This is a genomic window from Sorangium sp. So ce693, from assembly GCF_051521375.1.
GTDB classification, from domain to species: Bacteria; Myxococcota_A; Polyangia; order Polyangiales; family Polyangiaceae; genus Sorangium; species Sorangium atrum.
Genome location: NZ_CP150347.1, coordinates 8,842,819 through 8,855,836, shown reverse-complemented (window position 1 = coordinate 8,855,836; position 13,018 = coordinate 8,842,819). Strand labels below are relative to the sequence as shown.

Annotated in this window: 12 protein-coding genes; 4 read left to right on the top strand and 8 right to left on the bottom strand. The window is 71.7% G+C overall.

Annotated features, from left to right (window positions below; all coding sequences use genetic code 11):
• Positions 1-6 precede the first annotated feature (6 nt).
• Positions 7-588: a hypothetical protein gene (locus WMF14_RS32970; RefSeq protein WP_437792709.1), complete on the top strand. Its 582-nt coding sequence runs from the start codon at positions 7-9 to the stop codon at positions 586-588.
• 24 nt (positions 589-612) lie between these two features.
• On the opposite strand, the gene WMF14_RS32965 is transcribed toward WMF14_RS32970, so the two are convergent.
• Genes WMF14_RS32965 through WMF14_RS32950 form a run of 4 tightly spaced genes read right to left on the bottom strand, consistent with a single transcriptional unit; the run spans position 613 to position 4,599 of the window.
• Entirely contained in the window at positions 613-1,773 is a 1,161-nt protein-coding gene (locus tag WMF14_RS32965) for a homogentisate 1,2-dioxygenase (protein WP_437792707.1), read from the bottom strand.
• Positions 1,773-2,921, bottom strand: a complete 1,149-nt coding sequence (locus WMF14_RS32960) for a 4-hydroxyphenylpyruvate dioxygenase family protein (protein ID WP_437792705.1) — start codon at positions 2,919-2,921, stop codon at positions 1,773-1,775. The genes WMF14_RS32965 and WMF14_RS32960 overlap by 1 nt, the downstream gene beginning before the upstream one ends.
• Before the next feature lie 38 nt (positions 2,922-2,959).
• Positions 2,960-3,625, bottom strand: coding sequence for a maleylacetoacetate isomerase (gene maiA / locus WMF14_RS32955; protein WP_437792703.1), 666 nt, complete (start codon positions 3,623-3,625; stop codon positions 2,960-2,962).
• A complete protein-coding gene (locus WMF14_RS32950; RefSeq protein ID WP_437792701.1) occupies positions 3,622-4,599 on the bottom strand; it encodes a fumarylacetoacetate hydrolase family protein in 978 nt (325 codons plus the stop codon). The genes maiA and WMF14_RS32950 overlap by 4 nt, the downstream gene beginning before the upstream one ends.
• A gap of 141 nt (positions 4,600-4,740) precedes the next feature.
• Between WMF14_RS32950 and WMF14_RS32945 the strand changes: the two genes are divergently transcribed.
• The gene (locus WMF14_RS32945; protein ID WP_437792699.1) at positions 4,741-7,206 is read left to right on the top strand and encodes a substrate-binding domain-containing protein; all 2,466 of its coding nucleotides are present in this window, start codon (positions 4,741-4,743) and stop codon (positions 7,204-7,206) included.
• A gap of 46 nt (positions 7,207-7,252) precedes the next feature.
• On the opposite strand, the gene WMF14_RS32940 is transcribed toward WMF14_RS32945, so the two are convergent.
• From WMF14_RS32940 to WMF14_RS32930, 3 genes are all read right to left on the bottom strand, one after another.
• Positions 7,253-7,606: a DUF1801 domain-containing protein gene (locus WMF14_RS32940; RefSeq protein WP_272094913.1), complete on the bottom strand. Its 354-nt coding sequence runs from the start codon at positions 7,604-7,606 to the stop codon at positions 7,253-7,255.
• A gap of 115 nt (positions 7,607-7,721) precedes the next feature.
• Positions 7,722-8,504 carry a dienelactone hydrolase family protein gene (locus WMF14_RS32935; RefSeq protein ID WP_437792697.1) on the bottom strand — a complete coding sequence of 261 codons (783 nt, stop codon included), beginning with the start codon at positions 8,502-8,504 and terminating at the stop codon, positions 7,722-7,724.
• 131 nt (positions 8,505-8,635) lie between these two features.
• Positions 8,636-10,042, bottom strand: coding sequence for an NAD-dependent succinate-semialdehyde dehydrogenase (locus tag WMF14_RS32930; protein WP_272094911.1), 1,407 nt, complete (start codon positions 10,040-10,042; stop codon positions 8,636-8,638).
• Positions 10,043-10,305: 263 nt separating this feature from the next.
• Between WMF14_RS32930 and WMF14_RS32925 the strand changes: the two genes are divergently transcribed.
• Together WMF14_RS32925 and WMF14_RS32920 are read left to right on the top strand one after the other, a co-directional pair.
• Positions 10,306-11,337 carry a hypothetical protein gene (locus WMF14_RS32925; protein WP_437792695.1) on the top strand — a complete coding sequence of 344 codons (1,032 nt, stop codon included), beginning with the start codon at positions 10,306-10,308 and terminating at the stop codon, positions 11,335-11,337.
• Positions 11,334-12,083: a metallophosphoesterase family protein gene (locus WMF14_RS32920; protein WP_272094908.1), complete on the top strand. Its 750-nt coding sequence runs from the start codon at positions 11,334-11,336 to the stop codon at positions 12,081-12,083. Before WMF14_RS32925 ends, WMF14_RS32920 begins: the two co-directional genes overlap by 4 nt.
• A gap of 27 nt (positions 12,084-12,110) precedes the next feature.
• On the opposite strand, the gene WMF14_RS32915 is transcribed toward WMF14_RS32920, so the two are convergent.
• Positions 12,111-12,932, bottom strand: coding sequence for an alpha/beta hydrolase (locus tag WMF14_RS32915; RefSeq protein ID WP_437792693.1), 822 nt, complete (start codon positions 12,930-12,932; stop codon positions 12,111-12,113).
• Positions 12,933-13,018: the final 86 nt, after the last annotated feature.

The window sequence follows — 13,018 nt, the reverse complement described above, 5'->3', positions numbered from 1 at the left end:
GTCACCGTGCTCGCCCCCAAGCGCCGTCCCCGGTTCACCCACCGGCTGCTCCTCTCCCTGGCCGCCGCCGGCGGCGCGCTCGTGTCCGCTGGCTGCCCCTCGCCCGAGGAGCGCGCCTGCGACCGCATCTGCGACTGCTCCGGCTGCAGCGAGGCGAGGTACCTCGAGTGCGTCGACAAGGCGGAGACCGCGCGGGCGGCCGCGGTGGAGGCGAGCTGCACCGCCTCCTTCGACGAGTACGTGACCTGCGTCGAGGAGGAGCTCGAATGCAAGGACGAGAATTACCTGTTCGACGCCTGCGACGGCCAGCGAGACAGCCTCCGTGGCTGCGGCATCTCGATCTTCCGCACCGTCTGCGAGGACGCCAACGACGTCTTCGTGGCGTGCGGGCTGGGATTCCCGTTCTCGACCAACCCCGACGACTGCATCGGGTCGATCGTGTGCAACGCCCGCTGCATCATCGGCATGTCCTGCAATGGGCTGAACGGGATCGATTTCGAGGAGTCGCAGCGCTTCAACGAGTGCACGAGCGCCTGCTTCAACAAGCCCCAGCCCGCGGGCTCTGAGCCCCAGCCCGGAGGGCCCTGAGGGAAGCCCCCTCGTTCGACCCCGCTATGGGCCCGCGATGAAGCTGTCCTGGTAGCCCGGGTCCTCCACCGCGAGCGCGGCCGCGGTGGCCGAGAGCGGGCGGATCGTGTCGAGCATGACCGCGAGCTCGCTCGTCTCGCGGGCCCCGAGGCTCGCCTCGTACGCGCCGGGGTGCGGCCCGTGCGGGACGCCGGCGGGGTGGTGCGAGATGCTGCCGGGGCCGACGCCGCGGCGTGAGGTGAAGTTGCCGCGGCAGTAGAACAGGAGCTCGTCGCAATCGACCGACGAGTGCGGGTACGGGCACGGGATCGCCTCCGGGTGGAAGTCGACAGGGCGCGGCACGAAGCTGCAGACCAGGGCGCCCCGCGCGGCGAACGTCCCGTGCCAGTCCGGAGGCAGGTGCACGAGCCCGACGCGCGCCTGGAAGCGCAGGATCGGGAACGCGAACGGGTACACCGTCCCGTCCCAGCCGACGACGTCGAGCGGCGAGCGCTCGAGGGTGAAGCCGTGGAAGGCGCCGCCGCGCTTCACGACGAGCGCGCGGATGCCCTCGTCGAGGGGGCCGACGAACGTGGGCCGCCGGAAATCGCGGTGCGCGTACGGCGCGTCCATCCGCAGCTGGCCGACCTCGTTGCGCCACTTGCGCGGGATATGGATGTCCTCGGCCTCGATCGAGAGCCAGCGCTGGGGCGCGGCGTCCGGGAGGAAGCGGTAGAAGAGCCCCTTCGGGATGACGACGTAGTCGTCCTGCTCGAAGCGCAGATCGCCCAGCATCGTGCGCAGGACGCCGCCCCCGTGGAAGATGAAGAACAGCTCGTCGGCGTCGGCGTTCGCGAAGTACACAGGATCGGCCGCGTCCGGCTGGACGAGCCCGATCACCACGTCGTCGTTGAAGAGCAGCGGCACGCGGCAGTCGACAGCGGGCCCGCCCCGCCGCGGCAGATCCTGCGACCGGTAGTGCCGCTTGGCGAGCGGGCGCGCCGCCGCGGCGACCGGCAGCGTGAAGCCGTGCGCGGCCTCCGCGACCCGGTGCTCGTGCGGCCGGCGCTCGTGGTAGGCGATCGTGTAGGGGCCGTCGAAGCCCGCCCGCGTCAGGCACTCCTCGTAGCGGAGATCCCCCGCCTCGCTCCGGAGGGCGATGTGGTGCTTGGGCGGGACGATCCCGGCGACGACGCGATCGAGCATCAGCCGTGCCCCGCCTTCTGCTGCCGCTCGATGCTCTCGAACAGCGCCCGGAAATTGCCGGCGCCGAAGCCGCGGTCCCCCTTGCGCTGGATGAGCTCGAAGAAGAACGGCCCAGCCTCGGGATCGCGGTGCGTGCCCGACGACTCCTTCAGAAAGATCTGGAGGAGGTACGACCGCGCGCCGTCGCCGTCGACGAGCACCTCGAGCTCCCGCAGCTCCGCCACGTCCTCGTCGATCTGCCCGATGCCGAGCCGCTGCAGGCGCTCGGGCAGCATGTCGTAATAGGCGGCCGGGGTCGGCATGAACTCCACACCCCGGCCGCGCATCGCGCGCACGGCGGTGAGGATGTCCTCCACGGCGAGCGCCACGTGCTGCACGCCGTCGCCGCGGTGCTCCTCGTTGAAGACGTTGATCTGCGAGCTCTTGAAGTGCGGCCGGTAGGGCTCGTTGTTCGCGAACTTCACGCCCGAGGCCGGGTCCCACATCACGGCCGAGCGCAGGCCGGAGCCGTGGTCCGCGTCCTTCGCGACGTCGTTCGTGTGGAACGCGATCTGCCAGAACGGCTCGAGCCCGAGCACGTGCTCCATCCAGAGCAGCGCGGGCGCCATCGTCTGGAAGTTCGAGGTGATGTGATCGAACCGGGCGATCCCGAAGCGGTTCGCGCCGCCGCGCGGCGCGTCGTAGGCCGCGCAGCCGGGGAACAGCGCGGGGTAGCCGCGCCGCTCCACGAAGCGGAAGGTGGTGTCGCCGAACGGGGTCGTGATCGAGAACGAGGCGAAGGTGCCGCCGGCCTCGGTCACCCGATGGATCTCGTCGATCGGCGTGCCCCCGCGGCCGTCGAGCAGCCGGAAGGCGCGGCCTACGTCCTCGACCTCGAAGATGACCGTGCCCACGCCGTCCGGGTGCTTGCGCAGGTAGCGCCACGCCCGCCCGCCCTCGCCGGCGGGCTGCGAGCAGACGACGACGCACTCGCCGGCCTGGAAGACGACCGAGCGCTGCGCCGCCGCCGCCGTGAGCTCCGGCGAGCTCGCGGCGATCTCCGCGAAGTCGAGCCGCTCCGTGTAGAACCTGCGGCTCCGCTCGAGGTCGTGCACGTAGTAGTGCAGCGCCTCCACCCGCTTGATGCCGATCGACTCCACCTTGGCCATCCGGGTCCTCCGTCGCGAGGGGGTAACGCAGGGGCGAGCTAGGCGACCGCGTCGACCTGGCGGTCGGCGTGGGCCGCCTGGAACGCAGGCAGCTCCATGCACGCGGCCTCGATCCGCGTGAGGGTCGAGAGCGGCGCGAGGTCGACCTCGTAGCGCCGCGCGTTGTAGAGCTGGGGCACGAGGAACACGTCCGCAACCGTGACGTGGTCGCCGACGCAGAACCGCCCGGAGAGCTCGCCCGCCGCCGCCTGGAACGCGGCGAGGCCCGCGGCGATGAAGCGCCGCCCGAAGGCCTTCTCGTCGCCGCCGAGCTCGTCTCTCACGTACTTCAGCGTGGCGGTGTTCTGCATCGGCTGCGTGCCGGAGTTGATCATCTCCACGAGCTGCCGCGCCCTGGCGCGCAGGTACGGATCCGCGGGCAGGAGCGGCGGCGCGGGGAAGAGGTCCTCGAGCAGCTCGACGATGGCCACCGACTGGGACACACGCCGGACGGCGCCGCCCTGCTCGAACTCGAGCAGGGGCACCTGCGCCATCGGGTTCTTGGCCCGGTAGTCGTCGCGGAGCTGCTCGCCGCCGTCCCGGACGAGGCTCACCGGCCGGTACGCGTGCTCGATGCCCTTGTGGGCCAGGGCGATGCGCACGCGCCAGCTGCACGAGCTGCGCCAGTAACCGTAGAGCGTGAGCCCCTGGACTGCGGCGCTCATCCGGCCACCACCCGCTGCGCGATGCGCCCGAACAGGCTCTCTCCCGCGTGATTCAGCATCTCGATCATGATCGTGTCTCCTGGCTTCATGAACGGCGTCCTGGCCGCCCCGTCCGAGAGGATCTCGAGCATGCGCCGCTCGGCGAGGCAAGACACGCCGCGCGCCGGGTCCTCGTTGGAGACGGTGCCGCTGCCGAGGAGGGTCCCCGCCGTGAGGCTGCGGGTCCTGGTGACGTGCGCGATCAGATCGAAGAACGAGAAGTGCATCTCCGGGCCGGCCTCGGGATCGCCGATGAGCGCGCCGTTGTAAATCGAGCGGAGCCGCAGGTGGACGCGCCCGTCGCGGAGCGCGTCCCCGAGCTCGTCGGGCGTGATCGCGAACGGCGAGAACGCGGTGGCGGGCTTGGAGCAGAAGAACCCGAACCCCTTCGCGAGCTCGGCGGGCACGAGGTTGCGCAGCGTCACGTCGTTGGCCAGCAGGAACAGGCGGACGTGCCGGTGGGCCTCTTCGCGGCGCGTGCCCTGCGGCGTGTCGCCGAGGACGACGCAGACCTCGGCCTCGAAATCCAGGCCCCACGCTTCGTCGCGCAGGACGATGTCGTCGGTCGGGCCGAGGAGGACGCCGGAGCCGCCCTGGTACACGAGCGGATCGGTCCTCAGCGTCTCGGGGGGCTCGGCGCCGCGCGCCTTGCGCACGAGCACGATGTGGTGGATGTACGCCGAGCCGTCGATCCACTCGTAGGCGCGCGGAAGCGGCGCAGCGAGCTCTTCCGTGACCAGCGGCGCCACGGCGGCCTCGCCGAGCTCGACGTCGGCCGCGATGCGGCGGAGCGCGGGCTCGGCGCGCTCCCAGTCGTCCAGCGCGGCCTGGAGCGTGGGGAAGGCCGCGCCGGCGGGCGCGTAGGCGAGGCCGTCGCGGCGGACGACGACGAGCGTGCCGTCACGGCCGGGGCCGCGGAGAGAGGCGAGCTTCATGCGGGTGCGAGCTCCTCGTGGTCCTACGGTGGTCTCATCGTCTCTGCTTGACAAGCACGAGCCCGCTCACGCCTGCTACCAGCATGTGCTCGCGTGCGCCCTTGGCAGCGAGCGAGCGAGCAAGCGGCTGAACGGATCTGCATGACCACCGGACTGGACGTTTTCTCGACCCTCCACGACCTCGTGCGACGAGCCATGGAGGGCCTCCCCGGCGCGCGGCGCGGGAGCCTGCTGATTCGCACAGGCCGACGACTCTCCTACAGGGCGATCGTCGGGCTCGACGGCCTCCTGCCGGGCCAGGGGAACATGCCGTCCGACGGCGGGGTGCTCAGCGAATCGGCTCCGTTCGGCCCCGCCGCGGCGCCCGAGGCGGCGCACGGCCCGTGCCTCGTCCCCGCGGCCGCCTGGTACCGGGCGCACCTTCCCGAGCTCGCGGAAGCGCCTGGCTGGCCGCTCGACGGCGTCCACGTCCACATCGTACCGGTGTCCATGTTCGGCGCGCCTGGCGCCTACCTCGCCCTGGAGCAGCCGGACGCGGCGCCGCTCTCGGGCCCGTGGCGCGCGCTCGTGGAGGCGATCGCGGTGAGCGTGGGCGTCGTGCTCGAGCGGCGCGGCCTCTTCCAGGAGAAGGCGCAGAGCGCCCAGGAACTGCGCCTGCTCGAGGAGGTGCTGAGCTCCGTCGCCGAGTCAGTCGATCTCCTCGAGCTCATCGAGACGCTCGCGGACGGGATCCGGAGCGTGCAGACCGGCCCGCGCTGGAGCGCGATCGACCTCGTCATCCTGGAGGATGCCGGGGGCGAGGGGCGCTTCGCCGATGGATGGCGCGGATCCCACGACGCGAGCGGCGCGCGAGGCCAGCCGATGATCCGCGTCTACAAGGCTCCCCGCCGGCCGATGACGGCGTACTGGAACAACCTGCGGGACGGCGCGCTGGCGGCGGGGCGCGATCTCCGGGTCGGGGTCGAGTTCAGGAGCGTCACGTCCGCCGCCGCCGCGGCTCAGGAGGCGCTCCTCGAGGAAGGGATCCGCCGGCGGGTGGACGGGATCGCGATCGCGCCCATCGACCCCGTGGCGCTCGAGCCGGCCATCGCCCGCGCGATGGCGGCGGGTATCCCGGTCATCACGGTCGACACGCCGGCCGCCCCGGGCAGCCGGTCGTTGCTCTACGTCGGGACCGACAACCGGGCCGCCGGGAGGATCGCGGGCGAGGCGATGCTGCGGCTCATGCCGCAGGGAGGCGAGATCACCGTCCAGGCGGAGTCCTTCGCCGTGCCGAACGCCCAGGGGCGCATCGAGGGGTTCCGCGAGGCGATCGCCGGCTCGTCGGTCCGCGTGGCATCGCTCTCGGAGAACCTGTTCGATGTGGAGAGCGCGATCGCGCTCGCCGTCGACTCGGTGCGGTCGAACCCCGGCCTCGCCGGCGCCCTGGGGGTGTGCAGCGAGAACGGCCCCAGCTTGGGGCTTGCCTCGATGCGGCTCGGGCGAGCCGGCGATCTCAAGGTGGTCGCCTTCGATCTCGTCACCTCGACGGTCGCGATGCTCCAGGACGGCGTGATCCACGCGGCGATCGTGCAGCGCGAGTACGACATGGGGTACCGCGGCGTGCAGGCGCTCTACGAGATGGCCACGCGCGGCGTCCCGGAGGCCCTCGCGGATCTGCCGGCGTCGCGCTGCATCGACACGGGGGTCGACCTCGTGACCCTCGAGCGCACGCCCTTCTCGAGCGCCCTCTCGGATCACCTCGCCTTGAGCTCCGCCCGCAGGATCGCGAACCGCAGGCTGGGCGCGGGGGGGCGCGAGCGCGCGCTCGAGTTCCTGGTGATCGGCATGGCCCAGCGCGAGAGCCTCGTCGACGACGAGCGCGCGCCCGTCACGGACGACTCGCTGGTGGGCCGGGTGATGCGCTCGTGCAGCTCGCTCGTCATCGACACCGCGTCGAGCGAGCACCAGCGCTTCCGCGACGTCGCCGAGGCGCGCCGGAGCGGCGCGCGCACGCTGGTCGGCGTGCCGCTGCTCTCCCGCGAGGCGGTCCTCGGGGTCCTCGTCCTGGCCAGCCCGCAGCCCGACGCGTGCTCGGCGACCGACCTGGCGCTCATCGAGCGCGTGGCCGCGGTGGCCGCCGTCGCCATCGAGAACGCGCGGCTCCTGTCGCGGATCAAGGAGCGGACGAGGGCGCTCGAGTCGCTGAGCAGCCGCCAGGAGGCGCTCCTCGAGACGATCGCCGCGATGTCGAGCCCGGTGGTGCCGATCGCGCGCGGCGTCCTCGTCATGCCGATCGTGGGCGCGCTGGACACGCACCGCTCCGGCCGCTTCATCGAGGCGATGCTGAAGGAGATCTCCGAGCACCAGGCGCGCGTCGTGATCATCGACGTCACCGGCATGGCGGTGGTCGACGCGAGCGCGGCGAACCACCTCGCTCAGGCGGCGCGCGCCGCCGGGCTGCTCGGGGCCGAGGTGGTGCTCGTCGGGATCGCGCCCGAGACGGCGCGGCTCATGGTGGAGCAGGGGCTCGATCTCGGGGCGATCGTCACCCGCTCCACGCTGGAGCTCGGGTTCTCGTACGCGCTCGGCAAGACGGGCGGGCGGGTCGTCCAGGGGCGCCGCTGAGCGGCGGCGGCGCCCGCGGCCCTCGCGCCGGGGCTCCGCGCGATCGTCACCGGTCCCGGTGGAGCGCGACGGCGGCCGCGACCAGCGCGGCGATCGCGGGGACGTCCACGTCCTTGGCGGAGCGGACATGGACGTTCCTGGCCTGCTTGGCCTCGCCGGTGAGCAGGCCGTTCGGATCCGGCAGCTCGGCCCCGCGCTCGAAGCCGAGGGTCACGCCGAAGCGCTGCGGGGCGAGCCAGCAGATCTTGTGTTGGTCGCCGCTGCCCATTCGGAAGCTGATGAGCCGCCAGCTTGGATAAACGTGCTCGTGGACGTCGGGAATGATGCGGAGGAGCAGCTTGCGCACACGCAAGGTCAGCTGTTGCGCTGAAGGAGGATACTCGCTCAGCAGTGCGGCCACGGCCGGATCGTCCGACACAATCAATGACGGTAAGTCGACGTTCACGGAGACGCAACCGGCCGTGCATCGTCCCGTGACGTTCCGGCTTGGGCGCTCTCGCGTTCGCGCCGGGCGGTCAGGGGTGGAGTCGCTCGCGGAAGAAGGCGAGGACGCGCGTGAGCGCCTCGCGCGTCGGGTGGCCCTCGCGGTCGACCAGATCGCGGGTCAGGACCGAATGGGCGGTGCGCCGGATCCCGTGGGGGTTGCCTGCGGACGAGTCGATCTCGATCCCCTCGAAGCCGTCGCCGAGCTCGGCCCGGAGCCGGTCGAACCGCTCCCTCGGGCACATCGGATCGTGGGTGAAGCGGAGCCCGAGCACCGGGGTGCCGGCGGCGACGCGCTCCTTGACGGTGCGGAGGGCGTCGTCGGAGAGGTGGAGCCCGGCCCGGCGCTCGCGCGAGAGCGGGAAGGGCAGCGACGGCTGGCTCAGCACGGGCGCCGCGATGGCAGGGTCGACCATCAGCGCCAGCGCGAAGTTGCCGGTCAGGCACATGCCGATCGCGCCGACGCCCTTGCCCCCGAGCTCCGCGTGGACGTCGCGGCAGAGCGCGCGCAGCCAGTCGGTGATCGGGCTCGCCTGCCTGGACGCGAGCACGTGGAACTCACGGCTGATGCAGGCGCGGGCCAGCTGCTCGACGATGTAGGGGGGCGTGTCCGGCTTGCCGGGCGTCCCGAAGAGGTGCGGCACGAAGACGGTGAAGCCGGCGTCCGCCACGCGCTCGGCGAACGCCGCGACCGACGGGGTGATGCCCGGGATCTCGTGCATGACGACGACACCCGGGCCCGCGCCGCGGCGGTAGACCACCCGCGCCACGCCGCCGTGCGAGAACTGCGTTTCCGCGAAGCCGGGGAGCGACATGGCCACCATCATCGCCCTTCGCAGGACGCCGGGGAAGCGGCGGCCGGACGGCGGCCGAGCGGCTCACCCGGCGATCGCTCGGCCGCTCGATCGCTCGAGCTCGCCGTCCTTCGGCCGCTCCGTTCCTCGGATCACTCGGACGCAGGCAGGCCCCTCGGCCGCTCGTCCTTGGCGATCCAGACGGTCTTGACGTTCACGAACTCGCGCAGGCCGTACGAGGAGAGCTCGCGGCCGTAGCCGGACATCTTGACGCCGCCGAACGGCAGCCGGGGATCGGACACGACCATCCCGTTGACGAACACCTGGCCGGCGTCGAGCTCGTTGATGAGGCGCTCGCGCTCGTCGGCGTCGCGGGTCCAGACGCTCGCCCCGAGGCCGAACCGGGTGGAGTTCGCCATGTGGATGGCCTCGTCGAGGTCGGTGACGCGGAAGACCGCCGCGACCGGGCCGAAGAGCTCGTCGTCGGCGGCGGGGGAGGGGCGCTGGACGTCGGTGAGCACGGTCGGCGGGAAGTAGTTGCCCGGCCCCTTCAGCCGCTTGCCTCCGGTGAGGAGGAGCGCGCCCGCGGCCACCGACGCCCGCACCTGCTCCTCGAGCTCCGCGGCGATCTGCGGGGTGGCGAGCGGCCCGACGTCGACCGACGGATCCATCGGGTCGCCGACCCGCAGGCGCCGCATGGTCGCGACGAAGCGCTGCTCGAACTCGGGCGCGATCGACTCGTGCACGATGAAGCGCTTCGCCGCGATGCAGGACTGGCCGTTGTTGATGATGCGCGCACGGATCGCGGTCCCCACGGCGGCGTTGAGGTCGGCGCTCGGCAGGACGATGAACGGATCGCTGCCGCCGAGCTCGAGCACCACCTTCTTGAGGTGCTTTCCGGCGTGGGCGCCGACGCTGCGCCCCGCGTTCTCGCTGCCGGTGAGCGTCGCGGCCGCGACGCGCGGGTCGGCGAGGAGGCGCGGCACGACGTCGGTCCCCGCGAGCAGCGCCTGGAAGACCCCTTCCGGGAAGCCGGCCCGGCGGAGGATGTCCTCGATGGCGAGCGCGCAGCGGGGGACGTTCGAGGCGTGCTTGAGGAGGCCGACGTTGCCTGCGACGAGCGCCGGCGCGGCGAAGCGGAAGACCTGCCAGAACGGGAAGTTCCACGGCATGATCGCGAGCACCACGCCGAGCGGATGGAAGGCCACGTAGCTCCTGCCCGCGTCGGTGGCGACCTCTTCGGGGGCGAGCAGGCGCTCGGCGTTGTCGGCGTAGTAGCGGCACGCGGTCGCGCACTTCTGGGCCTCGGCGATGGCGGAGCCGATGGTCTTCCCCATCTCGAGCGTCATGAGCTGCCCGAGCTGCTCCTTCTCGCCGTCGAGGATGTCGGCTGCCCGGCGCAGCTTCTGGGCCCGCTCGGCGATCGGGGTCTGCCGGAAGCTGCGGAACGCGGCGTGCGCGCGCGCCACCTTCTGCTCCAGCGCCGCTGACGAGAGGGGTTCGAACGTCTCGATCGTCTCTCCGGTCGCTGGATTGATCGTCGCGATGGCGGTGTTCACGGATGTGCCTCCTCTTCGAGCGTCGGGGGCCGCGGCTCGTCGCCTGCCAGCTCGGGGCGCGCCGAGCGGCCCCGGCAGGCGAGCTTGAGCCAGACCCGCCTCGTCGTGCAATGGTCAGCGAGGACGAGCCCGCTTCTCTTCCCTCGTTCGCGTCGTTCCGGCGTGGACCACGCGTCCACGTGTCCACGTCTCCACGCATGTTCCGGGCGCGTGAGGGGGGAGGGGGGTCGCCATCGCACGTCCTGTTCATTACGCAGAGGGGGATGGTCCGCAGCGGATCCCCTGTCGCAGGCGACGCGGAGCACGCGCTTTCAGCCCGGGCGACGCGCGCAGGCGAGCGCGCGGCGCTCGCTCCTCCGGCCTTCGACGACCCCGCCGGCCAGCTCTCCCGCGCGGGCGAGCTGGAGGTGAGGGTGAGGGCGATGGAAGCCCTCCTCTGCGCCGGCGTGCCGTTCATGGTGGCGGGGGCGTATGCCTTCTTCGCGTACACGGGCATTTTCCGGGACACGAAGGATCTCGACGTGATGCTGGACGAGCGCGAGGTGCCGGCGGCGTTCAGGGCGCTGGAGCGGGCCGGCTTCGCGACGGAGCTCATCGATCCGCTGTGGATCGGGAAGGCCTACGCGGGCGATCGCTTCATCGATCTCATCTTCTCGTCGAGCAACGGCCTGGCCGTGGTGGATGGCGGCTGGTTCGAGCACGCGCGTCCGGCCACGATCCTGGGGCACTCTTGCCTGATCGCGCCGGTGGAGGAGATCATCTTCACGAAGGCGTTCGTGGACGAGCGGGAGCGGTACGACGGCGCCGACGTGAACCACCTCATCTACGCGTGCGGAGACGAGATGGACTGGGAGAGGCTCCTCGCCCGGTTCGGCCCCTACTGGGAGGTCCTGTTCGCGCACCTGACGCTGTACCGCTTCGTCTATCCGGGCGCGCGGAGCCGGGTGCCCGGGTGGCTCATCGACGAGCTCTGCCGGCGCACGCTGGAGCAGATGCGGGCCGGCGACGCGCCGCTCCGGGTCTGCCGGGGGAACCTGATCAGCAGGCGGCAGTACGCGCACGATTACGAGAAGCTCGGGCTCGTGGCGGGGCCCCCTGGGGCCGCGCCCGAGGCGGCGCGGGGGGCGCTGGGCCGGAAGCGCCGGCGGTCTGCGGCGGGGCGGCCTCGCCTCGGCAATCTCGGCAATCTCGGCAATCTTGGCAAGGAGAGGCCGGGCCGCGACGGGGCTCCGGGCGACGCGGAGGAGCCGGGTGTGGAGGTCGAGGCGGCGCGGGTCCGCAAGCCGGGACCATGAGCGCCGCCGTCGCCGGAGGGAACGGGGAGCCGCGCAAGCGCCGCGTCGCGGCGTCCTCGGATCTGCACTGCCGGCCGGAGCACGGCGCCAGGATGCGCGAGATCGTGAAGGCGGTGAACGCCGAGGCGGAGCTGCTCGTGCTGTGCGGCGATCTCACCGATCGCGGCCATCCCGAGGAGGCGAAGGTGCTGGCGGACGCGCTCGCCGGGCTCTCGGTGCCGTGCGCCGCCGTGTTCGGCAACCACGATCTCGACCGGGGGGCGGGCGCCGAGATCGCGAAGCTCCTGGGCGACGCGGGCGTCGAGGTGCTCGACGGGGATCACCTGATCTTGCGCGACGACATCGGGGTTGCCGGCGTGAAGGGCTTCATGGGCGGCTTCGGGAGCGCGACGCTCCAGGCGTTCGGCGAGGGCCCGCTCAAGGCTTTCGTGCAGGAGGCGGTGACCGAGGCGCTGAAGCTCGAGGCGGCGCTGTCCCAGCTCGACAGCGAGAAGAAGATCGTGATCATGCATTACACGCCGATCCTCGAGACGACCGTCGGCGAGAACGTGGAGATAAGACCCTTCCTTGGGACGAGCCGCCTGGCCGCGCCGATCGATCTGTACGGCGCCGACGTGGTCTTCCACGGCCACGCGCACCACGGCGCGCTCGAGGGGCGCATGTCGAACGGGACTCCGGTTTACAACGTGGCGATGCCGCTGCTCAGGAAGCTGACGGGGAAGTCGTTTCTGCTGTTCGAGGTGTAGCGGGCGAGCGCCGCTCGGCGCCTTCGCTCAGTGCTTCTGCAGGAAGGCCCGTATCGCTCCGAAATAGGCGGACGCGAAGAGGAGGATATCGTTGTGCCCGGCGCCGTCGATGAGGTGCAGGGCCTTCCTCTCGTGGCGGACGGCGGCATGGTTCTCGCGGGCGTGGTCCGGCGGGAGCAGCGTGTCGCGCGCGCCGTGCAGGACGAGGACCGGGATCTCGACGTCCCTCAGGAGCTCCGGGTTCGAGAAGCTGCGGTGCGCCTCGTCGCGCAGATCGCCGAGGTCGATCTCGAAGAGGGCGAGCAGGTGCCGAACGTCGCTGAACCCGCTCTCGAGGAGGAGCGCGCGGTACGCGCCGCCGCGGTGCGCGGCGATGCGCGACGCCGGGGAGCTGCCGAGCGAGCGGCCGAAGAGCAGCGGCTTCGGCGGCCGGTCGAGGCCTGAAGCGCGGCTCTTCTCGGCGAGCTCGCGCTCGAAGAAATCGGAGACCTTCAAGGGATCTTCATGGAGCGAGCGCATCGTCGGCTGCCCACGGCTCCAGCCATAGCCGCGGTAATCGACAATGAAGAGGTTGAGCCCGATGTCGTGCCAGCCCTCAGCGATATCGTCGTAGTCGGGGACGGTCTCGCCATTGCCGTGGAAAGCGAGCACGCTGGGTTTGCCCGGGTCGGACAGGTGCCAGCGCGCGCCGAGCGTCACCCCGGGGGCGACGGGGATATCGTAGTCGGTCGCGCCGGCGGGCGGGGGCGTCTTCGTCTGCCTGGGATAGAAGACGTCGGTGGCGCGAGGGTTTGTGTCGAGCGCGCGAAGGAGCTCGTCGAGCTGGCTGTCGGGGTCGTTCGTCGGCATGGCTCACCGTTCTGCCGAGGTCGGCGGAGGTCGTGGCGCGCAGGATACATCGTGTCGGGGCCGGATGGTCCGTGGGATGGACGCCC